The 23,636-nt window shown below is 42.8% G+C and carries 19 protein-coding genes; 15 read left to right on the top strand and 4 right to left on the bottom strand.

Going from position 1 to position 23,636, the window contains the following annotated elements:
• Nucleotides 1-162 precede the first annotated feature (162 nt).
• The 3 genes from C900_RS04035 to C900_RS04025 are packed head-to-tail and all read left to right on the top strand — an operon-like array spanning nt 163 to nt 5,951.
• Nucleotides 163-1,248: an efflux RND transporter periplasmic adaptor subunit gene (locus C900_RS04035; protein WP_009578334.1), complete on the top strand. Its 1,086-nt coding sequence runs from the start codon at nt 163-165 to the stop codon at nt 1,246-1,248.
• A gap of 27 nt (nt 1,249-1,275) precedes the next feature.
• The gene (locus C900_RS04030; RefSeq protein ID WP_040495582.1) at nt 1,276-4,506 is read left to right on the top strand and encodes an efflux RND transporter permease subunit; all 3,231 of its coding nucleotides are present in this window, start codon (nt 1,276-1,278) and stop codon (nt 4,504-4,506) included.
• 11 nt (nt 4,507-4,517) lie between these two features.
• Nucleotides 4,518-5,951 (top strand): TolC family protein, encoded by a 1,434-nt coding sequence (locus tag C900_RS04025; RefSeq protein WP_009578332.1) that lies wholly within the window; start codon nt 4,518-4,520, stop codon nt 5,949-5,951.
• Nucleotides 5,952-6,275: 324 nt separating this feature from the next.
• On the opposite strand, the gene C900_RS28085 is transcribed toward C900_RS04025, so the two are convergent.
• The 4 genes from C900_RS28085 to C900_RS04005 are packed head-to-tail and all read right to left on the bottom strand — an operon-like array spanning nt 6,276 to nt 9,834.
• Nucleotides 6,276-7,844 carry an ArnT family glycosyltransferase gene (locus tag C900_RS28085; protein ID WP_009578331.1) on the bottom strand — a complete coding sequence of 523 codons (1,569 nt, stop codon included), beginning with the start codon at nt 7,842-7,844 and terminating at the stop codon, nt 6,276-6,278.
• On the bottom strand, nt 7,841-8,485 hold the full coding sequence (locus tag C900_RS04015; protein WP_009578330.1) for a lipid-A-disaccharide synthase N-terminal domain-containing protein: 645 nt from the start codon (nt 8,483-8,485) through the stop codon (nt 7,841-7,843). Before C900_RS04015 ends, C900_RS28085 begins: the two co-directional genes overlap by 4 nt.
• Complete coding sequence (locus C900_RS04010) at nt 8,478-9,233, bottom strand: glycosyltransferase family 2 protein (protein ID WP_040495581.1); 756 nt, start codon at nt 9,231-9,233, stop codon at nt 8,478-8,480. Before C900_RS04010 ends, C900_RS04015 begins: the two co-directional genes overlap by 8 nt.
• The gene (locus C900_RS04005) at nt 9,220-9,834 is read right to left on the bottom strand and encodes an HD domain-containing protein (RefSeq protein ID WP_009578328.1); all 615 of its coding nucleotides are present in this window, start codon (nt 9,832-9,834) and stop codon (nt 9,220-9,222) included. Before C900_RS04005 ends, C900_RS04010 begins: the two co-directional genes overlap by 14 nt.
• A gap of 174 nt (nt 9,835-10,008) precedes the next feature.
• Here C900_RS04005 and C900_RS04000 point away from each other — a divergent pair, with 174 nt between their 5' ends.
• From C900_RS04000 to tsf, 12 genes are all read left to right on the top strand, one after another.
• Complete coding sequence (locus tag C900_RS04000; RefSeq protein ID WP_009578326.1) at nt 10,009-10,569, top strand: RNA polymerase sigma factor; 561 nt, start codon at nt 10,009-10,011, stop codon at nt 10,567-10,569.
• Complete coding sequence (locus tag C900_RS03995; protein ID WP_009578325.1) at nt 10,562-11,932, top strand: outer membrane beta-barrel protein; 1,371 nt, start codon at nt 10,562-10,564, stop codon at nt 11,930-11,932. The genes C900_RS04000 and C900_RS03995 overlap by 8 nt, the downstream gene beginning before the upstream one ends.
• Before the next feature lie 23 nt (nt 11,933-11,955).
• The gene (locus C900_RS03990; RefSeq protein WP_009578324.1) at nt 11,956-12,402 is read left to right on the top strand and encodes a thioredoxin family protein; all 447 of its coding nucleotides are present in this window, start codon (nt 11,956-11,958) and stop codon (nt 12,400-12,402) included.
• On the top strand, nt 12,399-13,382 hold the full coding sequence (locus tag C900_RS03985; protein WP_009578323.1) for an FAD:protein FMN transferase: 984 nt from the start codon (nt 12,399-12,401) through the stop codon (nt 13,380-13,382). Before C900_RS03990 ends, C900_RS03985 begins: the two co-directional genes overlap by 4 nt.
• Nucleotides 13,379-13,588, top strand: a complete 210-nt coding sequence (locus tag C900_RS03980) for a DUF4266 domain-containing protein (protein ID WP_009578322.1) — start codon at nt 13,379-13,381, stop codon at nt 13,586-13,588. The genes C900_RS03985 and C900_RS03980 overlap by 4 nt, the downstream gene beginning before the upstream one ends.
• A 4-nt stretch (nt 13,589-13,592) precedes the next feature.
• Nucleotides 13,593-14,903, top strand: a complete 1,311-nt coding sequence (locus C900_RS03975; protein WP_040495579.1) for a DUF3570 domain-containing protein — start codon at nt 13,593-13,595, stop codon at nt 14,901-14,903.
• A gap of 684 nt (nt 14,904-15,587) precedes the next feature.
• Complete coding sequence (locus C900_RS28080) at nt 15,588-19,541, top strand: GEVED domain-containing protein (RefSeq protein WP_009578320.1); 3,954 nt, start codon at nt 15,588-15,590, stop codon at nt 19,539-19,541.
• 288 nt (nt 19,542-19,829) lie between these two features.
• Nucleotides 19,830-20,543 (top strand): RluA family pseudouridine synthase, encoded by a 714-nt coding sequence (locus C900_RS03965; protein ID WP_009578319.1) that lies wholly within the window; start codon nt 19,830-19,832, stop codon nt 20,541-20,543.
• 104 nt (nt 20,544-20,647) lie between these two features.
• Nucleotides 20,648-21,091, top strand: coding sequence for a 50S ribosomal protein L13 (gene rplM, locus C900_RS03960; protein WP_009578318.1), 444 nt, complete (start codon nt 20,648-20,650; stop codon nt 21,089-21,091).
• Nucleotides 21,092-21,094: 3 nt separating this feature from the next.
• Nucleotides 21,095-21,481, top strand: coding sequence for a 30S ribosomal protein S9 (gene rpsI, locus C900_RS03955; RefSeq protein WP_009578317.1), 387 nt, complete (start codon nt 21,095-21,097; stop codon nt 21,479-21,481).
• Between the two features lie 45 nt (nt 21,482-21,526).
• Complete coding sequence (gene rpsB / locus C900_RS03950) at nt 21,527-22,294, top strand: 30S ribosomal protein S2 (RefSeq protein ID WP_009578316.1); 768 nt, start codon at nt 21,527-21,529, stop codon at nt 22,292-22,294.
• A 161-nt stretch (nt 22,295-22,455) separates the two neighbouring features.
• Nucleotides 22,456-23,286 carry a translation elongation factor Ts gene (gene tsf, locus C900_RS03945; protein ID WP_009578314.1) on the top strand — a complete coding sequence of 277 codons (831 nt, stop codon included), beginning with the start codon at nt 22,456-22,458 and terminating at the stop codon, nt 23,284-23,286.
• Nucleotides 23,287-23,636 lie beyond the last annotated feature (350 nt).

Raw genomic sequence — 23,636 nt, 5'->3', positions numbered from 1 at the left:
AATGCTGCTACCGGGTTTTTGGGCAGACGTGAAGCAAAACAAGTCAAGCTTTCGTTCCCATATCCCAACCGGAGCATCAGACACACCCATTACCGCAAAGACAACCTCCAATAACTTTTAGCATTTAAGCACCTAAAATTTTTTTAGACAATTAACAATAGTATGAAAAGAAATATCATACTGGTGGGGTTCTGCGCGGTATTGTGCATTACAGCCTGCCAGTCACATAAGGAAGAACATGGGTCTGAGACCAAATTTTTAGTTACAAACCCGGTAAAAAAGGACACATCAATTACCAAAGACTATGTATGCCAGGTCCATAGTTCTCAGCATATAGAAATGCGAGCGCTGGAACGGGGGTATTTGGAAAATATTTATGTAGACGAGGGCCAGTTTGTAAAAAAAGGCCAGTTGATGTTTCAAATTATGCCGAGGCTATATGAGGCACAGTTGAAAAAAGCACAAGCGGAAGCCAGCTATGCGCAGATCGAATATGAAAACACCAAACAGCTTGCCGAAAAGAATGTTGTTGCTCCTAATGAACTGGCTTTGGCTAAGGCAAAGTTAGATAAAGCCAAGGCGGAGGTTTTACTGGAGCAGGTGCATCTTGATTTTACTAAGGTCAAGGCGCCTTTTGATGGTATTATGGATCATTTTCATGTAAGGCTTGGGAGTCTTGTGGAAGAAGGGGAGCTCCTTACTACACTATCTGACAATCATGAAATGTGGGTCTATTTTAATGTACCCGAGGCAGAATACCTTGACTATAAAAGTAAAGTTAGGAAGGATAGTGTGGCAAATGCCAGGTTGTTAATGGCCAACAATAAGCTATTCGATCATGTAGGAAAGGTTACCACCATAGAGGCTGACTTCAATAATGAAACGGGAAATATTGCCTTCAGAGCTACATTCCCAAATCCTGATGGCCTGCTTAGGCATGGAGAAACAGGGAACATATTAATTGAAACACCACTGCCAAATGCACTTCTTATTCCACAGAAAGCCACTTTTGAAGTATTAGACAAGAAGTATGTTTTTGTGGTTGATGAAAATGATATCCTTAGGTCCAGGGAAATTAAGATCGGAGCTGAACTGACACACCTCTATGAGGTGAAGAGAGGACTTAGAGAAACAGATAATATTCTATTAGAAGGTCTGCGAAAAGTGAAAGAAGGGCAGAAGATTGTCTACGAATTTTTAGAACCCGAAGGCGCCATCTCTCAGCTTCATCAACTTCATGCTGAGTAGTTCTTTCCACCTAAAAATAAAGAAGATATGAATTTGAGCAGAATAATTCACAGACCCGTATTGGCTATTGTCATCTCGGTTGTTCTACTTTTCACAGGAGGGTTGGCGATTAATTATTTGCCAATATCACAGTTTCCCCAGATAGCCCCAACTACTGTAAATATATTCATTGCATATCCCGGATCGAGCGCTGAGGTTTTGGTTAACTCCACACTTATTCCTCTTGAAAGAGCTATCAATGGAGCTCAGGGCATGCGATACATATCATCCGATGCTACCAGTGCCGGAGAGGCTACCATTAGGGTGGTCTTTGAACCGGGCACCGATCCTAACCAGGCCGTAGTCAGAGTAAAAACCAGGGTTGATCAGGTAATGCCATTACTCCCACCCCTTGTGCAACGCGAAGGAGTGGTTATTACTCCTATCCAACCTAGCATGTTGATGTATGTAAACCTCTACAGCCAGGATAAGGATGCTGACGAGAAATTTTTGTACAACTATGCCAATGTTAATATTATCCCGGAGATAGAACGTACAAAGGGAATTGCAAGGGCACAAATACTGGGAAGCCGTCAATATGCCATGAGAGTGTGGCTAAAGCCGGATCGAATGAGAGCGTATAAGATCTCGGCTGAAGATGTGATGGAAGCCATGATGGAACAGAGTATTATAGGAAGGCCGGGTAGGTTAGGGCAAAGTTCAGGTAAGCAGGCTCAGTCTCTGGAGTATGTGCTTACTTATCAGGAACGGTATAACAAACCCGAGCAGTACGAAAACATCATTATTCGAGCCAATGGAGAAGGGCAACTCATTCGCCTGAAAGATATAGCTACAGTAGAGTTGGGCAGTGAATTCTTTGATATCTATTCCAACCTGGATGGACATCCGGCTGCCTCTATTGTTTTGAAGCAAACCGTTGGCAGTAATGCTTCAACCGTGATCAAAGAAGTAAAAGCAAAGCTGAAAGAAATGGAGGAAGTCTTTCCTCCCGGTATGGACTACAAGATAAGTTATGACGTATCACAATTCCTGGATGCATCATTTGAGCAGGTGATGCATACTTTTAGAGATGCATTTATACTGGTAGCCCTGGTGGTATTTTTATTTCTGGGCGACTGGCGTTCTACACTGATACCGATTTTGGCTGTACCTGTATCCCTGGTAGGTGCATTTTTTGTGATGCAGCTTTTTGGACTGTCTATCAACCTGATCACCCTGTTCGCCCTGGTGCTGGCTATTGGTATTGTAGTTGATAATGCCATTGTAGTGGTTGAAGCGGTACATGCCAGGATGGAAGAAAGTAATATGTCGCCTTATAAAGCCGTGAGGGCTGTTATGGGAGAGATCAGTGGCGCTATTCTGGCTATTACCCTGGTAATGGCGGCTGTATTTATCCCGATAGCATTTATGTCGGGCCCTGTGGGTGTTTTTTACAGGCAGTTTTCAATTACAATGGCTAGTTCCATTGTTATATCAGGACTCGTAGCGCTTACACTAACCCCGGTATTATGTGCCATTCTGTTGAAAAACAACCATGGAAAATCTAAGAAAAAGACAGTGTTTAGCCGGTTCATGGCGGGCTTTAACAATGGCTTTGACCGGCTTACAGGGAAATATGTCGGTTTACTGAAATTAATTGTAAACCGCAGGGCGCTCACTTTGGTCATACTCCTGCTTTTTGGGGCAGGGATTTTCGTAGAAAACCAGTTACTGCCATCCGGGTTTATTCCTAATGAAGATCAGGGGGTTATTTACGCTATTATTCAAACCCCTCCGGGAGCAACACTTGAAAGAACCAATCATGTAGCCCTGGAGCTTCAGCAGATCTGTGAAAAAGTAGAAGGTATTGAGTCGGTTTCGGCGCTGGCCGGATATGAGATCATGACAGAAGGTAGGGGATCAAATGCGGGTACTTGTCTGATCAACCTGAAAAACTGGTCGGAGCGAAAGCACACTGTTCATGAAATAATGGAGGAACTGGAGCATAAAACCAGGGATCTTGGAGCGGTGGTGGAATATTTTGAGCCTCCGGCTGTTCCCGGCTTTGGCTCTTCAGGTGGTTTTTCCCTGCGTATGCTGGATAAGACAAATTCCACCGATTATCAAGAGTTTGAGAGAATCAACAATGAATTTATGGATGCGCTGAGGGAGCGAAAAGAGTTGACAGGATTATTTACATTTTTTGCTGCCAACTATCCTCAGTATGAACTAAAGATCGATAACCAGGTGGCTATGCAAAAGGGTGTGAGTATTGGCAGGGCTATGGAAAACCTCAACATCCTGATAGGCAGTACCTACGAACAGGGCTTTATTCGGTTTGGCCGGTTTTTTAAGGTGTATGTACAGTCAGGGCCGGAATATCGAAGATTCCCATCCGACCTCAACGACCTGTTTGTGAAAAATGAAGCGGGTGAAATGGTACCCTACTCTTCCTTCATGAAACTGCTTAAAAAGCAAGGGCCTAACGAAATCACCCGGTATAATTTGTATAACTCAGCTTCAATCAGAGGCCTTCCGGCCGAAGGTTATACTACCGGAGATGCAATTAGAGCCATTAGGGAAGTGGCGCAAGCTACATTACCCACAGGTTATGATATAGCATGGGAAGATCTGTCTTATGATGAGGCGAGCCGCGGAAACGAGGCCTTGTTCATTTTTGTTGTCGTACTCATCTTCGTCTATTTGGTGTTAGCCGCACAGTACGAGAGCTTCATCATGCCTTTGGCAGTGATCTTATCACTTCCTGTGGGAATATTTGGTTCATTCCTGCTTTTAAAATTGATGGGGCTGGCCAATGATGTTTATGCCCAGGTGGGTATGATCATGCTGGTAGGCTTGTTGGGAAAAAATGCCGTGCTTATCGTAGAGTTTGCTGTTCAGAAACACAGACAAGGCGCCTCGGTGTTTGAAGCAGCCATAGAGGGGGCCAGGGTCAGGTTCAGACCAATATTGATGACTTCATTTGCGTTTATAGCCGGATTAATCCCTTTAGTGCTTTCCTCGGGAGCAGGTGCCATTGGAAATAAAACAATCGGCTCATCTTCTTTAGGAGGCATGCTGATCGGGACAATTTTCGGAGTGGTCATCATCCCTGGGTTATACTTCATATTTGGAAAAATAACCGAAGGCCGCAATTTAATAAAGGATCAGGACCACGAGCCTTTATCCGAAGAGTATGTACATTCTATCGAAGAATACGATCGGCTTGTGCATAAGGATGACGACAACTCAGAATCGGAAAATGGCAATAAAAATTAAACGAAAATCAAATGAATATTCAATATATCATAAAAGGTTTAGGAATAGGTGTTTTGGTTATTACTATTAATGCGTGTGTTCCCGAACTAACAAACAGGGAAGCAAACAGGACCTTACCAGGTAAGTACCCCATAGATGTAGCTGATTCAGTCAATTCAGCTAAAGCAAATTGGCGGGAATATTTTCACGACCCCAATCTCATCGCCCTGATCGACACAGCACTTCACAACAACCAGGAACTAAATATTGTGCTACAAGAGATGGAGGTTGCCAGAAGTGAGGTTCGGGAGCGTAAGGGAGAATATTTGCCATCTGTGGGGATTGGCGCTGAAGCCGGCCTTGACAAGGTAGGCCGGTATACCAGGAACGGAGCGCTGGAGGCCAATAATGAAATCAGACCGGGGAAGGAGTTTCCGGAGCCATTTACTGAATTAGAAGCGGGGTTATATGCGTCCTGGGAGGTCGATATCTGGCGCAAGCTTCGGAATGCAAAAAAGGCCGCCTTTACCAGGTATCTTGCTACCATCGAGGGTAGAAATTTTATGGTTACAAACCTGATTGCAGAAATAGCCACAGCCTACTATGAGTTACTTGCGCTGAAAAGTCAGTTGGCCATAGTACAGCAAAATATCAAGATCCAAAGTGATGTGCTGGAAATAGTTAAGCTGCAAAAGCAATCTGCCAGGGTTACTGAGTTAGCTGTAAAACGGTTTGAAGCACAAGTATTGGCTACCAGAAGTTTGCAGTATGCCCTGCAGCAGGAAATAGTCGAAACCGAGAACGAGATTAATTATTTGGTGGGCAGGTACTCAGGAACCATCCCTGGTGATCCTAATGCGTTCGAGGATATTATTCTGGACAGTATTAGATTAGGGATACCATCCCAGTTGCTTGAAAATCGGCCGGACATACGGCAGGCGGAATTTGAGCTTGCTGCGGCCAATTTGGACATTAATATAGCCAGAGCTGATTTTTATCCATCGTTAGGGCTGAAAGCTGGCATAGGTTTTCAGTCATTTACCCCAGCATATTTGGTAAAAACTCCCCAATCGCTAATGTATGGTCTCGTGGGTGAGCTTTCTGCTCCATTAGTAAATAGAAATGCTATTAAATCGCGGTATTATATCGCTAACGCTAAACAGGCGCAGGCAGTGTATCATTATGAACAAACGGTGTTGAAGGCTTACATGGAAGTAGTTAATCAGCTTGCCAGCATTAGCAACCTGGCCAACAGCTATTACTTAAAACTTCAGCAGGTGGATGCATTGACAGAGGCTGTAGAGATCTCCAATATACTCTTTAAATCCGCAAGAGCGGATTATATGGAGGTATTGTTGACCCAACGTGAGGCGTTGGAATCGAAATTTGAATTGATTGAAACAAAGAAAGAGCAGCTCGATGCCAAAGTGAATATATATCGTGCCTTGGGTGGGGGGTGGAATTGATTATAAGTTGCTAATCTACCTCCGATAAAAAAAGAATCTCAAAAGTTGATTCGTCATTCCAAACTTGATTTGGAATCCCCTTGCAATGTGGAGTAACAGACGAGGAGGTTCTGAATCAAGTTCAGAATGATGTCAGAAAGGGGCCTTTGAGATAGATTTTTTCATGTAGTGTCTCTAAGAAAACGCCAATGTCTGCGTTATGCTTGTCCCAAAAATGCTCATCCTGACAACTGTACGGGACTCCGCTTTTTGGGACTTCATTTCTTAAAGCCACTTAGTTTTCTTACAAACACTATGAATGTAGTTAAATATAGAGGGTTGTTTTTACCTGGAAATATTAAAATAAAGCACTTCCCACTCGTCATCAGGGTTCGGATAGAATTTATAGTGCTTTTTGGCTCCGGGTATGGGTTCGGAGGATATTACAACCGCTGCCGTTGGAGGCATTTCTCCCTCTTCTACAAAACTGACTTTACTTCCTATCTCCCATAGCCTGACAGGATTAAGCTCCACCGTGCTGTAAAGTGGTTGTTCGGCTATTGTCGTAATAGTTCTGACTCCTCTCAAGTCCGTGTAAAGAGGATTGTCCCCCATCATATTTGGCAGAAAAGGCCATGAAGTTAGACAAATGAATAACATCACAGTGATCGTTGCAGCATAGACATGGCTGATCCTTCCTTTTGAGATTGGCCAGCCAATTATAAAAAAAAGGAGTAATGCTAAAAAACTCAAAAAGATAAATGTGGGTAATCTCATGTCTCCGGTTTTATAGCCATATAGCCATAGGAAAGCGGGAATAACAAGCATGGCGGAGAGCATAAGTATCCCCTGTATTTTCAATACAACCTCATCAAGCTTTTTCATTGATCGCTTGCTAAGTTGGTCAAGGTGGTGGCTGATAAACATACCGCATAGCATGGCCAGAGGTGGCAGAGCTGGTAGGAAGTACCTTTCCTTCTTCTCAGGTATAACAGATAAAAGCACAAATGCCGCTAAGAACCAAGTGATAATGAGCCGTACCTTCGAAGGTTCGAAACCGGCTCCTGCCTTTCGCAAACCGATCAGTGCAGATAGAAGTACGAATGTCCAGATACCGGTAAAAAGCGGAAAGTGCAGGTAAAACCACACGGGACGATTATGCCTGTTTACCCATGCACTACTTTCCTCCTCCACCATCTTTGCGGCAAGATCAGGTATTTTGAAATAAAGATAGACTGGCCAAAAGGCGCTTGCCACCAGGAAAATGGTGAAAAATACCGCTAACCCACGACCAATAGGGGAGGAAAACCTGTTTTTGCCTAGAAAAAAGGCGATCAGAAAAGGCAGTAGCATGGCGTAGAAGGAGACGGGCCCTTTGCTCAAAAATGAAAGCGCCATTAGTAACCCCGCAAGAGACCAATATTTAAGTTGTCCGGTTTGTGAAGACTTGTAAAACATCCAGACTCCTCCAAGCATAAAAGCATTGCTATAGATGTCCCATGCCCCGCTTCTTGCCTCTTCAATAAACATGAAGGATGTAGCGAGCACGGCAGCCGAATAAAAGGCCGTCTCCTGGTTTTTTGTAATATCTTTAACGAATCCATACAGAAAGAGGATCATCAATGTGGCAATGAGCGCTGCCGGAAATCGGAGTGCAGTCAGACTGTTAGGATCTCCTGCAACAGCAATTGAGGCGGCCGTTATCCAGGTGGGGAGTGGCGGTTTTCTGATCCTGATATTTCCATTGAGGGTGGGGATCATCCAGTCACCGGTTTCAAGCATTTCCCGGGCCGAGATGAAATTGCGTGCCTCCATAATGGTAGGAGGGGAATAGCTGGCCAGATGCGAAAAGAAGGCCAGACTACAGATTACCAATAGCAGGGGAATGTGATAAGGATATTGATCTTTGCTCATGAAGCAGGTTGTTCTTTCCTGGCTACTTGTTTATAGTGGATCAGTAAATTTCGTGAATAAATGGCTGTTCCGAACACCTGGCCCACAATCAGTACAGGATCAAGCCTGAAGATGCCGTATGCAATGATCATCAATGACCCTATAAGGCTGATGATCCAAAACCCTGGAGGTAGCACCGACTCCTGCACCTTTTCTGACTGAAGCCATTGATATACAAACCGGAAGGTAAAGATCACCTGGCCGACAGAGCCCCACACCATCAGGGGAATGGAAATATTCGGATTATGCAGTAACTGATTGATGAGGAACTGTTTGTTGAGTAGCAAGTAAATAAAGGCCATTATAGGGCTGGTCAAAGCGGTAAATCTAAACCATATCGGCAGTGAATTCCACGCCCTTTTAAATCGCAGATTGCGAATGTAGATAAAGTAGGATACTACCTGCCCGCCTATAATAACGATGTCGTTCCTCAATACCCCGTAGACGATCAGCAAAAAGGAGGCAAGCAAGCTTAACTGCCAAAAAAGAGTAGGGGATAATACTCTTCCCGCTCTTTCCGACTTGATCCACTGTACTAAAAGCCGGGCAGAGAATAGTCCCTGGGCGATAAAGCCGATAGCAAAGATCCAGGTGTTATTCATGTACTAATTGCTCGCGTTCATGTATCAATTCGAATTCAGAAATTTTATACCTGATATTTTTCTTTCGCATCCAGACAAACACCAACGTATCAAGAAATGGGCCCACCAGTCGATTAAAAAGGTGGAACTTAGCGGTGCCGGCATAACGGGGAAAATGCTGCACCTCTATTTGCTTTACAGTGCATCCTTTAAGCTGTACCAAGGCCGGAATAAAGCGGTGCATACCTTTGAAGAAGGGTAGCTGCTTAGCCACATTTGTCTCCATTATTTTTAGTGGGCAACAGGTGTCTTGAATGCCATCATTGATCATAAGCCTGCGAAAGGCATTGGCGATTTTGGAGGATAGCTTTTTTATCAATGAATCATTTCGTTTCGCCCGGATACCGTTGATCAGGCAGTAACTATCCAGGTATTGAAAGTATTTGAGGAAATCAAGCGGAGAAGTCTGCAGATCGGCATCTATATAGCCGATGTAGCGGGTTTCGCAGAGGTCTATTCCAGTTTTAATAGCTGTGCTCAGTCCGCAGTTCCTTTCAAGAGAAACAAAATAATAATCTTCATGGTGGTGACAAATGTCTTTGATGATTTCCAGGCTACCATCATTAGACCCATCGTTGACAAAAAGTATCTTTGATGGAATAGGTGTTAATGAAATGTATTGGTCCATCTCCTGCTTGAAACGCGGCAGACACTCTGCCTCATTATATACAGGTACTATAATGGTGAGTTGATACTCATTGTGCGTCATGATAATAGCCCTCCAATGCTTGAATATTTTTCTTTAAATTAGCCTGCTTTCCTTTTTCCAGTTTTTTTTGTCCGTAGGCTGTGCAATAATTGTGTTGGTGTAAAAAATCCAAATTTTGGAGGTGCCATTGATCATCACTTACTTTCGAATCAAGTACCGTTTCCCACTCCTTTCGTAACAGACCGAGCCATTTGAAATAGTTGCTGCTCGAAAGGTGATACAGGTCAGCATCACGAAGTACTTTTTCAGAAATTTCTTTCGGTGCCTTTTCCAGTTGAGTGGCGGCAATGCAGGTCAGTACTTTGCTGATTTTTAGAGGAGTATATTGGTTTTTTTGTAAAAATTCTCTGGCAATATTCTTACTTTCCTCTTCGTGTCCTGCATAGGTTCTGATATAACCCGTATCATGGAACCAGGCGGCTATCAATATTATTTCCCGTTCTTCATTGGTAAGCTGCATTCCTTGGCTGATCTCTTTGCTCGCTTTTACTACCATCTCGGTGTGGGCAAGATTATGGAAACATAGCTTATCCGGCAGTTGCTTACTAAAAAGCTGCCGTACATAACTTTCTGCCGAAACTAAAATATTACTACCAGACACAGTTAGATGTTTTAACAGTTAATGTTTTTAGACATCACGCAGAAATTTCCTCAGCGGTTGGTCGGTCAAATAGAAAACTTCAGACCGATTAAAGTCATAAAAAATGATGAGAAACGTTCTTTCGCAACCAACCCTTTCAGAATACCTTGCGTGTAGACATTTACAACAACAATAGTGGAAGAGAATCAAAGTTTTTACCGGTTACTTGATTCCTGCAAAAAGGGAAACGGCACAGCCCAGGAAGAGCTTTATAAAAGCTTTTATAACTATGTTATGGGTATTGCACTCCGGTATTCACGTGACAGGGAGGAAGCTATTGAAATTGTAAATGACGGATTCTTTAAAGTTTTTACAAACCTTGACAAATTTACCAAAGGACTGTCATTTAAAGGATGGCTAAGAAGAATAGTGATCAATGCGGCTATCGATTACTACAGGCGTAATGAAAAACACTACCACGGTGTGGATATTTCGTACGCGAAACAAGAGTATATCCCTGAGGATGTGCTGGATGAAATCTCAGAGAAAGAGATTATAACTTTAATTCAAGAACTGCCAGCATCTTATCGGATAGTATTTAACCTGTATGTAATCGAGGGCTATAAACATGAAGAGATAGCCCAAAAGTTGAATATCAGTGTGGGTACGTCAAAATCCAATCTTTCAGTGGCCAGAACCAAACTGCAGCTTGCAATTAACAAAATGAGAGAAATAAAGGGTAAAAAGCATGGATGACAATACGTTTGATAAGAAAATTAAAGAAAAAGCCGAGGCTTATCGTGATACCGGTTTTGACGAACATGCGCTACAAGGGTTTAGAGATCGTATGTCTGGTGCGGCATACGAGCCCTGGTATACACCTTATAGAAAAGTAGCAGGCTATGCTGCAGCCGTTGCGATCATCAGCCTGATCAACTTTGGCCTGTTCTCCTATTTCTATGATGCACATGATCAGGAGTTGTTGACAACAATACAAAAACTCAAAGCGTGGGAGGTGGCCTACGATCAGTTGGAAAGAGAATACCAGGTATTAAAAATGTCCGCTGTCGACACCGTTTATATCTACAGAGAAAGGAGCAATGGTATCAGGCAGGCTAATAGCAATGCGCAAGCCAGGAAGTCAACAGGTAACTATCAACTGGTAGCCTGGTATGGATCGTCAGATGACAGACATGTCAGGCTGGGCGCTGTAGAAGAGTTGTCCGAAGAAATAAAAGGGTTTTTAGCAAAATATAAACTAGGCTATCTGGATGAGGAAGGGGATGTATACCTACGTCAGGACAACCTGGATGAACCAAAGTTCGTTGCCAAAAAGGGATATGAAGGATTGCTTGATCCCACTACTTCTGACATTTTGATAGCAGCAGTTGATCAAGAAGTAACACCTAAGATTGCCGAAACGAAAAAGTCCGCGAAAAAACGACTGTCTGTTGAAATACTCAGAGATATTGAAAAACAGAAAATGGACGGTGTGGGCTTTCAGTACGGCCCCGAAGTGGATATCCTCAAAGCAAATGTTGATCTGGGTAACAGAGGTGTTGGGATAAATGCCGGTATCATGACAGAATTCATACTTTCTCCGGCCTTACGCATAGAAAGTGGTGTGAAATATCAATTTACACACTACAGTATTTCGAAAGAGAAAGACCTGCAGAGGGAGGAGATGCTTGATTTTCCGGCTCTACAAAATGAGTTGGGTGTAATTTCAGATATAAGAGTTGATAATCATTCACTCGGGTTGCCATTACATCTGAAGTATAACTACCCGCTTTCAAGGGATAATTATGTTTTTATCTCTGCCGGGGTGACACCCCAAATGCTTTTCCTGCAAAAATTCAGGTATTCCTACCAGTATGATATCGATACAGGCAGCGAAGATGACTACGCTGTTAATATTGAAGCTAATAAACATGTTGATGATGTATACCTGAACCCGGGTACAATGGATGTCGCTTTTGGCGTTGAGAAAAAATTAAAAAACAGCTCGATTTTGCAGCTTTCTGCATTTTATAATAGAAGTATAAGGACCTTGGGGATTGAGGAACAGGAACTGGCAATGGTGGGTTTAAGATCAGCATTAAAGTTTCGGGTGAAATAATAGTTGGATAATAAAAAATGAATATGAGGAGAATAGTTGTAGGAACCGTGTTGGTTTGCTTAACCATGGCTGCAAATGCACAGGAGTGGTTTACCAATTATGATGAAGCTAAGAAAGTAGCGGCTGAGAAAGAGCGTAACATAGTGATTGTGTTTCAAGGCTCTGACTGGTGTGCGCCTTGTATCAAATTAGACCGGGAGGTTTGGAGTACTGATGAGTTCCGGGACTTTGCTAGAGACCATTTTGTGATGCTACAGGCGGATTTTCCCCGCAAGAAGCAAAATGCCCTACCCATAGAGCAGCAGGAGCACAACAAAAAGCTGGCAGAGCGGTATAACAGGAACGGCTACTTTCCTTTCGTTGTGGTGTTGACTGAAGAGGGCGAGGTGCTAGGGGAGACAGGATATCAAAAGATGACCCCGCAGGAATATATCGAATTGTTGAGATCTTTTGAAAAGGTAAATCCTTGAAAAAATACCTGCTTTTTGTTGTAGTGCCATTGTTTTCAACGGTGGTAAATGCCCAGGAGGCATATCAGCGTGTACTTAAGCTCATGGGCAGCCGTTTTGATATCACCGTGGTGGCAAATGACTCCGTGGTGGCAAATCAGTACATTGAAATGGCCATTGACGAGATCACCAGGATTGAAAAGCTGATATCGTCATGGGATCCAGCCTCTCAGACTTCAGAGATCAATCGAAATGCCGGAATAAAACCTGCCAAAGTTGATCAGGAGTTGTTTGATCTGATCCAGAGGGCTATTGGCATTTCGAGACTAACAGATGGTGCTTTTGATATCAGCTACGCTTCGATGGATAAGGTCTGGAAATTTGATGGCAGCATGACAGAAATGCCATCGGAGGCAGAGATCAGAGAATCTGTGGCTAAGGTGGACTATCATAATATCATTCTCGATCAGGAGAACCTGACCGTTTTTTTAAAACTTCAGGGGATGAAGATTGGTTTTGGAGCTATTGGTAAGGGCTACGCTGCGGATAAGGCGAAGTCGCTGCTAATATCGAAAGGGGTTAGGGCAGGAATTATCAATGCTTCTGGCGACATGGCCACCTGGGGTAATCAGCCAGATGGTAGCGATTGGAAAGTCGCTATTACCAACCCTATGAATAAGAATAAAGTTTTTGCACTCCTTCCTGTAAAAGAAGGAGCAGTAGTCACCTCAGGGAATTATGAGAAGTACGTGACGTTCAATGGTCTGCGCTACTCCCATATTATTGACCCTAGAACGGGCTATCCTTCCAGAGGGATTATTAGTGCAACCGTTTTTGCCCCGAAGGCTGAGCTTGCCGATGCATTGGCAACCTCTGTTTTTGTAATGGGCGTGCAGGTAGGAATAGACAGGATCAACCAGTTGCCCGGGGTGGAGTGTATTATAATTGATGATCAGGGAAATATTCAAACATCAGACAACGTGAAATTAGAAAAGCAATGAAAAAAATAGTCTTTATGGTTGGTGTAGTGATTACACTGGGCTCATGTGCCGCAGTGAAGGAATATGATAAAATAAATATAAATGACCCTGACATGATACTGTCTACGAAAAAAGCTGACCGGTTCGAGAATAATTTTCAGGCATATCGTGAGGCGGCAGCCGGTGCCAACGGAGGAAAAACAGGTGGAGGTTGTGGTTGTAATTAAGGCGATGAAAGCATTATTTGTAATACCTGCGTTGTTAGTTGTATTATCAGGCTATGCGCAGGAACAGGATTCTGTGAAAGTATATAAAAAGCGTGTACTTGAAAGTGCGGAAATAGATATATTGACCAGTTACTATTCTCAAGATGGAGATAATGCCGCAGTTAGCGGTGGTATTGGTACCGAAAAGCTAACAGATATGGCGCCTTCAATAATTGTATCCATACCACTAAACGATGACGATGTATTGACGGTGGATGCAGGGATATCAGCTTATTCATCGGCTTCCTCCAGCAATGTTAATCCTTTTGATCGTGATGATGCAGATGAATTCCAGGCTTCTTCAGGGGCTTCCTCCAGCGATGTTTGGTTCAATGTCACCGGCTCTTACAGCCATAGCTCCGATGACCGGAACAGCATTTGGTCGGCAAAAGCATCTGTTGCAAGTGAATATGATTACTTGTCAATAGGTTTTGGCGGTAGTTATGCCAAATTGTTCAATGAAAAAAATACAGAAGTCAGCATAACCGGTAATGTCTACCTGGATACCTGGAATGCTATTTATCCTATCGAGTTGCGACCTTTTTCGCCTGATGGCAACGGAATTAATAACAGCCTGTTTACACAGAATACGATAACAGGGAATGTCAATTACAGCCCTTCGTTTACACGGTTTGACAGTGAAGGCAGGAATTCTTACTCACTGGGGTTTGGCTTTTCGCAAATCATCAATAAAAATATGCAAGGGTCTTTGGCGCTTGACCTGGTCAGGCAGCAAGGTCTACTGTCCACACCATTTCAAAGGGTATATTTTAGTGATGTCGCAGACTCGTTTATCGAGGGTTTTCACTTGGCTGATGATGTCGAGCGACTGCCGGATACACGATTTAAATTGGCTATCGGAGGAAGGCTAAATTATTATATTAATCAGATGTTTGTCGTGCGTACTTACTATCGCTATTACTCTGATGACTGGGGTATCAGATCTACTACAGCGAGCGTTGAATTGCCTGTAAAAATCTCTGACAAATTCACGTTGTATCCCTCATACAGGTATTATAGTCAAACGGCTGCTGATTATTTTGCTCCGTATGACCAGCATTTGTCAACGGATGAATATTACACATCGGATTATGACTTGTCAAAGTTTAATGCTAGCCAGTATGGTTTAGGAGTTTCATATACGGATATTTTCACGGGGATCCACATTGGAAAACTCGGCATGAAAAGTATTGATCTAAGGTACCTGATGTACAAGCGGGATTCGGGACTAACAGCGAGCATGATTTCCGTGGGATTTAAGTTTGTATTGGATTAATGGAGAGCCGCAAGCTTTACGCTTCAAGCTGCAAGCAAACCAGGACTCGACCTGAAACCAGATTAAACCAGCAGCCAGCAACCAGAAACCAGAAACATTATATTAAAATCATATCACTATCAGATAATTTTCAACAACTGTTGCATCAACTTCTTTCTTAAATTGGAGGTTTATTAATTTAAATTTCATGTTGACTGGATCCGTTCAAAATGAAATCAATTGACAACCTAAACCAAAAATCTATGACAGATAATAAGAATACTCTTCATCTCAGGAAGCCGCACTTGATCAAAGACCTGTCGATACTGATCTTGTAAACTTCTAATTCTATCAGATGACATTGTAATACCGGCATTCTCCTGCAGTCTAATGATGTGTAGGGAGGGATTACTATGCTTTTTTTTAGAGTGCAACAGGAATAGTCGGTAGTTGACAAAAGCAGCAGGTAACAAAGGTGTGAGTAATAGTCGAGCCCTACTTAGTGTCTATAAGAAAACTCTAAGTGGCTTTAAGAAAACGTCAAGGTCAAGGCTTGCGAAGTGCCAAAAAGCGGAGCGTACTGAGGTACGTGAGCATTTTTTGGGCGAGCGTAACGCAGACATTGGCGTTTTCTTAAAGACACTACTTAGGGTCTTCTGGCTATCTCATACTCAATGCTAATATCTCAATACTAAATTTAAACAAATGAAATATAACCTTAACTTAAAGAAATATATGCTTCTGATGATCTTGATCGTAGGAGCAGTTAGTTTTAGTTATGCCCAAATCAAAAAACCATGGGATGTTCTCCGGGAAGGAGGTACATATGAAGAAGTGAAAAAAGCAACAGATGCTTATTATGATACCCACGAAACCGGAAGGGGTAGTGGATATAAGCAAATGCAACGGATTTTGTATTTTATGAAAAGAAGAAGCCGGCCTGATGGTACTATCATTAGTCAGGATGAAAGCTGGAAGGAATTTTCTTCTTTTAAAACCAAAGCGATGGCGGCATCTCGCACAAGCTCAGTCAACGACTGGTCGCCTCTTGGGCCCGGAAGGCTTGAGCAGATAACTACCAGTTGGGCTCCGGGTGTAGGAAGGATACAGGCTTTTGCCAGGCTGGAAAATAACCCTGACTTGATGTATGTAGGGTCCCCATCCGGTGGAGCATGGAAATCTACAGACGGGGGTAATTCATGGATACCCATAGCAGATGACCTGGCTGCCATCGGAGTGTCAGATATTGTTATTGACTACAGTAACCCCAGCACAGTTTATATTACCACTGGTGATCCTGACTCATGGGATACTTACAGTATTGGAGTGATGAAGTCAACTGATGGAGGAGCCACCTGGCAACAGACAGGGCTGCAGCATGATATATCACAACGAAGGGCTTTAGGGAGGATCATTATGCATCCCGGTAACCCAAACATTTTACTGGTGGCAGGCTCAGACGGAATTTATAAGACCACCGATGCGGGCGCCACCTGGACGCAGATCTACAACCAACGCGTTTATGATATTGAATTTAAACCGGGTGATCCTAATACAGTGTATGCTACAGGTTCTAATTTCTTAAAATCGGTTAACGGAGGTAATTCATTTACCGTAATCTCAGGAGGATTGCCATCTTCTTTTTCTTCATCATACAGGGCATTTCTGGCGGTAACTCCGGCAGCGCCAGGTTACGTTTATATCGTCTACGGTATCGGTGGAGGAGAAATATACAGATCAACAGATAGTGGAAATTCGTTTTCTAAAAGGAAAAGCTCGAACAATGGATATAATATTATGGGCTATAGTCCCAGTGACAACGCCAGTCAGTCATGGTACGATCTGGATATTGCCGTTTCCCCGACCAACCCCAATGAGCTACACGTTGGGGCTGTGGTAACATACAGATCACTTGACGGGGGTCTTTCATGGACTCAAACATCAAAGTGGACCCACGTATTAGGTCCCGAGGGAGTACCTGCTGTACATCCCGACATCCATGTTATGGAGTATATTGGCAATACACTCTATATAGGGAATGATGGCTATCTGGTAACGACAACCGATCGCGGTGACTCCTGGTCGAATTTATCTAACGGTATTGCTACGCGTCAGTTTTATGGTATTGGAGTTGCCAAACTGGACCACACCATGGTAGCAGGCGGTGCGCAAGACAATGGTACCAGTGTGTATAAAAATTCTACATGGTATGAATGGCTGGGGGCTGATGGTGGCGAAGCTATTATTGATAAAGATAATCCCAATATAGTATATGGCACCACTCAAAATGGCGGATCGTGGTATAAAAGTACTTCAGGAGGTGAAAACTCCATCAGCCTGAGTGGCCCCGGCACAGGAGCCTGGGTAGTACCCTACGCCCAGGCGCAGGATGTATCCAATACCTTCTATGTAGGGCTTTCCGGTGGAACGGTTAAGAAAAGCTCGAATGGCATGCAGTCGTGGACAAATGCAGGAAAGGCCGGAAATTCAACAATTGAAAGTATAGCCATTGCCCCTTCCAATTCCAACTATATATATGCTGCCTCTCAAAGTGGGATTTATCGGACTACCAATGGAGGGAGTGGCAACTGGACAAATATCACCAATAACTTGCCCGCGATAGTTAATTATATTGCAGTTCATCCAGATGACCCTCAAAAAGTGGCTGTTGCTATTCGTGGCTACAGTGGGCAAAAAGTATATATTTCTACCAATGCCGGCAACAGTTGGACTAATATATCCGGAACGTTACCTGATATAAATGCCAACTGCGTGGTTTGGCATAAAAACTCTCCCAACGGAATTTATGCAGGTATGGATGTAGGAGTTTATTATAAAGATGATAATACTGGCGACTGGATCCTGTTTTCTCAAAGCCTTCCCAATGTGATAGTAAATGAGTTGGAAATACATGAAGAGACAGGGAAAATATATGCGGGAACATATGGCCGTGGCCTTTGGGTAGCTGATGTTTACACGTCTGGTGGCACAACGGCTCCTGTCGCAGCATTTGTGGCTGACGCTACTGTAATAACGGCCGGTAATAGTGTCAGCTTTACAGATCAGTCTACCGGCTCACCGGTGGAATGGAGCTGGAGTTTTCCGGGAGGCACACCATCAGCAAGTGTCGAACAAAATCCTGTTGTTACTTACGCCAATGCGGGTATTTATACAGTCACACTTACTGCAACAAACAACGCTGGTTCCGACACACATACAAAAACAGCATACATCACTGTGGAAGATCCGGGAATAACATACTGCGTTTCGACCAGCGGCAATTCCTCCTATGAACATATTGCCAGTGTTGCTGTCGGTAGCTTCTCCAACCCGTCAGGAGCAACCAATTATTCCGATTTCACAAATATGATCATACCGCTTTCACAGGGAAGCAACAGCATCGCTCTAACTCCGGGATTTAGTGGACAAACCTATCAGGAATACTTCAGAGTATGGGTGGACTTTAATCAGGATGGTGATTTTGATGATGTAAATGAACTGGCATTTGACTCAGGAAGTACCAACCAAACAGTAGAAGGGGTGCTTAACGTACCTTCTAATGCTTTGTTAGGTGCTACACGACTACGTGTATCCATGAAATATAATGGGACACCCACTGCGTGTGAGAGTTTCCAGTACGGAGAGGTGGAAGATTATACCGCTAATATAGAAGCCGGAACCACCCTTGCAGCACCAGGTAATTTGACGGCAGTAGCTGTTTCCAGTACTCAAATCGATCTTGCATGGAACGATAATTCGACTGATGAAGAAGGGTTTGAGATACAACGGTCTGAAAATGGAGGCACATATATCTCGTTAACCGAGCTTAATGCAAACACCATCTCATACTCAGACCACAACCTTCAGCCTGCTACAAATTATAGCTATAGAATCAGGGCAAGAAAGCAAAGTACTTACTCAGGTTTCTCAAACAGTGCGAGCGCTACCACACATCAACCCGTTTCTTATTGTGCCGTTACTAATGGAAACCCTTCAGGTCAGTACATCAAACGTGTTAAATTTGGGAGCATCAACAATACTACTACCTATGAGGCAGACGGATACTCGGATTTTACAGCTATATCGACCACGCTATATCAGGGTACACCGGCAACTTTGACAGTTACTCCGCACTATAGCTGGGCGAACACCCAAACTAAAGCCTGGGTAGATTGGAACAGAGATGGTGATTTTTATGACACCGGGGAAGAGGTGCTTAACGGAATGGGTGCACACACCTCTTATTCATCATCTGTTGCTGCTCCCACCGGTGCCAGTGGCACTTACAGACTAAGAGTGAGGATTGCATATAACGAGACCCCAACACCATGTGGTGCAAAGTGGTTTAGTGAAGTGGAAGATTATACCATCAACGTTGTTCCTGCCGCAGCAGTATCCCCGGAAAGAGAAGAGATCTCTGCTGATATAGGGCAATTGGTGGTTTATCCCAATCCAACGCAAAAAACAATTTATATCCGGCTGGCAGACGGACAAATGGAGAACGCACGAGTGAGTATATTGAATGTTGCAGGAAAAATTGTTTATGAAAGTAGTTATGCTGGTGAGCCCATTCATCTTGATAAGCTTGTTAAAGGTGTTTATATAGTGAAGTTGATAGTAGATAACAGCAGCTATGAGCAGAAAATAATCCTGGAGTAGATAAGTAGTTCAGTACAAATTAAAAAATCCGGCTTTCTAAAAGTGCCGGATTTTTTGTTTTCCAACCACCAACAACCAAACGTCAATCGGCAGTTGGCAGAAGCAGTAGGCAGGTAGAGCATCAAGCCTTAAGCATCAAGCTGTAAGCGAAAAAAAGAAGGTACAACGTACACACATCAAACATCAAACACCAAACATCAAACACCAAACATCAAACACCAAACAGAAAACATCAAACAGAAAACATCAAACAGAAAACAATCATCAGAAAATCCTAACTTTGCACCCATGGCAAAAATGAAATTTGAAGACCTCATCCTCTGGGAAGATGATAATTATATTATTATAAACAAGCCCGCCTTTATTTCCACATTGGCTGATAGAAGTGATGACAAGAATATACTTTCTATGGCGAGGCAGTATCACCAAGACGCACAGGTTTGTCATAGATTAGATAAAGAGACTACCGGGGCATTGGCCATTGCTAAAAATCCGGAGGCATACCGCCATTTATCCATGCAATTTGAAGGCAGACAAGTGACCAAGATCTACCATGCAGTGGTAGACGGTATACATGATTTCAATAACCTAAGAGTGGAAGCTGCCATTCAAAAACTTTCAACAGGCACAGTAAAACTAGACAAACTCAAAGGCAAAGAAGCCGTCACCATATTCAATACGCAGAAAGCGTTTAAGGCACATAGCCTGGTAGAATGTCAGCCAGTAACCGGGCGTATGCACCAAATCAGAATACATTTGGCCAGCCGGGAAGCGCCTATTACAGGAGATGAGGCCTATGGTGGAAAGCCTGTGTTTTTATCTCAGCTCAAAAGAAATTATAATTTAAAGAAGTTCACCGAGGAGCAACCTTTAATCCAGCGACTGGCTTTACATGCGTTTAGCCTGCAATTTAACCTGCCGGATGATAAGACGGTACGGGTAGAGGCGCCCTATCCAAAAGATTTTAGAGTGTTGGTTACGCAGCTTGAGAAGAATTCCTAATAATTTAATAGCACCTGTTGCATTTCAAAATATATACATCTATCTTTGTGTCCCTTTTTGAAGGGGAGAATTATCTATTGTCAAAAAAATAAAGCTTTTACAGCGTGGATACTTTAAGTTATAAGACAGTTTCGGCTAACAAAGCAAGCGTAACCAAGGAGTGGGTGGTCATTGACGCTGATTCCAAAGTTTTAGGACGCTTGGCTAGTGAAGTTGCCAGAGTGATCAGAGGTAAAAATAAGCCTAGTTTCACACCAAATGTAGATTGTGGGGATAATGTAATTATTATCAATGCCGATAAGATCAAACTTACCGGTAAAAAATGGACCGACAAGGTTTACGTTTCTCACACAGGATATCCCGGAGGTCAGAGATCTGCTACTCCTAAGGAAGTAATGGCAAAATCATCTACCATCCTGGTGGAAAGAGCCGTTAGAGGTATGTTGCCAAAGAACAGATTGGGAAGAGCATTATTTAGAAATCTATATGTATATGAGGGTGCTGAGCATCCGCATGAAGCTCAGAAACCTAAAGAAATTAAATTATAATCAATGGAAGTAATTAGTTCAATCGGAAGAAGAAAGACCTCAATTGCCAGGGTTTATGTATCTGCTGGTAAAGGAGAGATCATTGTGAATAACAAGACTGTGGAAGATTACTTTCCTGCTGGTATTTTGCAAACTATAGTGCGTCAGCCACTTAACACTGTTAATCAGGATGGCAGCTACGACATAAAAGTAAATGTTGATGGTGGCGGACCTGCCGGTCAGGCAGAAGCTATCCGTTTGGCGGTTTCACGTGCTTTAGTAGAGATTGACCCTGAGCACCGTTCTCCTCTTAAAAAAGAAGGTTTTCTTACCAGAGATCCCAGAATGGTTGAGAGAAAGAAATACGGTAGAAGGAAAGCAAGAAGAAAGTTCCAGTTCAGCAAGCGTTAATAGTTCCGCTGACGGATAACAATAAAGAAAAACAATTAATTATTAATGGCTGATAAATTAGAATATAAGGACTTACTAGATGCTGGTGTTCATTTCGGACACTTAACGAGAAAGTGGGATCCCAAAATGGCTCCATATATATTTATGGAGAAAAATGGCATCCACATTATTGATTTAAATAAGACCCTTGAGTGCCTCGACAAAGCATCTTATGCACTTAAGAACATAGTAAGATCAGGTAGAAAGGTATTGTTTGTAGCTACTAAGAAGCAGGCGCAAGATGTGGTGACTGCTGAGGCTAAGAGACTGAACATGCCTTATGTAACTGACAGATGGTTAGGTGGTATGCTTACCAACTTCGCAACAATCAGAAAATCGTTGAAGAAAATGTCTTCTATCGACAAGTTGATGAAGGACGAGTCTTACCTGAACCTGGCAAAAAGAGAACGTTTGACCGTTTCTCGTGAGAAGGAAAAGCTGGAAAGAGTATTGGGTGGAATTTCCGACCTTAACAGGCTTCCTGCCGCTTTGTTTGTTATCGATGTAAAAAGAGAACACATTGCTGTGAAAGAAGCTCAGAAGCTGAACATCCCTGTATTTGCTATGGTTGATACCAACTCTGATCCTACAGGTGTAGATTTCCCTATACCAGCTAACGATGATGCTTTTAAATCTATCTCGCTTATCACGCAGCAGGTAGGTAAGATCATCGAAGAAGGGCTGATGGAAAGGAAGAAAGATAAAGAAGAGGCTAGTCTACAGAAAGAGGAGGATGCCAAAAGATCGGCAGACGAGAAGGAGACAGTAGAATAAACCTACAACGATATCATAATAGATAATTCAGAAATTGAACATTGGCCATAAACTGATGTTCAATTTTTTATTAAACCCGGACTATAAGACAGGCTAAAGTCGGTTTTCGTATGATCCGGATGAACACAAAATCAATATTAAGAATTAAAATATAAGTAACTATGGCTATTACAGCGCAAGACGTAAATAAGCTTAGGCAAATGACCGGTGCCGGAATGATGGACTGCAAGAAGGCATTGACTGAAGCAGAAGGTGATTTTGATAAAGCAATCGACCTGTTGAGAAAGAAGGGACAGAAAGTATCTGCTTCCCGGGCTGACCGTGAAGTTACCGAAGGATCCGTATTTGTCAGAACCAATGCTGACAACACAGAGGGCATCCTTATCGCTCTTAATTGTGAGACTGACTTCGTGGGTAAAAACGAAGAATTCCAAAATCTGGGCAATGCCATTCTTGATGTGGCTTTTGAAAAGCAACCTGCTGATATAGATGCACTAAGAAAGGAGAAATTAGGTGACCTTACTGTGGAAGAAAAGATTACCGAACTGGTGGGTAAGATAGGTGAGAAAATCGAGATCAGCGAATACGTAAAGGTACAAGGTGAAGCTGTAGTGCCGTACATCCATGCCGGAAGCAAATTAGGAGTACTTGTATCTCTTAAAGGAGTGAATGGAGCTGACGTACAGGAGGCCGGAAAAGATGTAGGGATGCAGATAGCGGCTATGAATCCTGTGGCGGTTGATAAAGAAGGTGTTGATTCATCTACCATCGAAAAAGAACTTGAAATAGGAAAAGAACAAGCCCTGGCTGAAGGCAAACCGGCAAATATCGTTGATAAAATTGCTGAAGGTAAACTACAGAAGTTCTTTAAAGATAATACATTACTTAATCAGCAGTTCGTAAAGGATAACTCTGTTACAGTAGCAAAATATCTGGATGGCATATCCAAAGGATTAACTGTGGCTGAATTTAAGAGAGTGTCTATTGGCTAATTAAGCAGTAATTACTTTGTGAAACGCCCGGGAGATATCTCGGGCGTTTTTTGTTTGTAGCTTCCTCAGATTGTGACCGTACAACATCGATTACTTCTTGAACCTGACCCCCACCTCATCTTTTTCGATTTTATTCTGCTTACCTTATATTTCGAAGGAAATCTAAGTTTGTCTGTGTCTAATATATGGCCTGTTAATTACTTTACTTTATATGCGATAATGTTACTGTGAATCTTTGCAATTGCCCTTGATAACTTATAGGATGTTTCATAATTTAAACTTTAAACTATAACAACTAATAACTATTACTACTTTGTCATATTTAAGTCATTGATATTCAAGTTTGTAAT

Source organism: Fulvivirga imtechensis AK7, assembly GCF_000331535.1.
Lineage (GTDB): Bacteria > Bacteroidota > Bacteroidia > Cytophagales > Cyclobacteriaceae > Fulvivirga > Fulvivirga imtechensis.
This window is presented reverse-complemented; position numbering and strand designations above follow the sequence as displayed.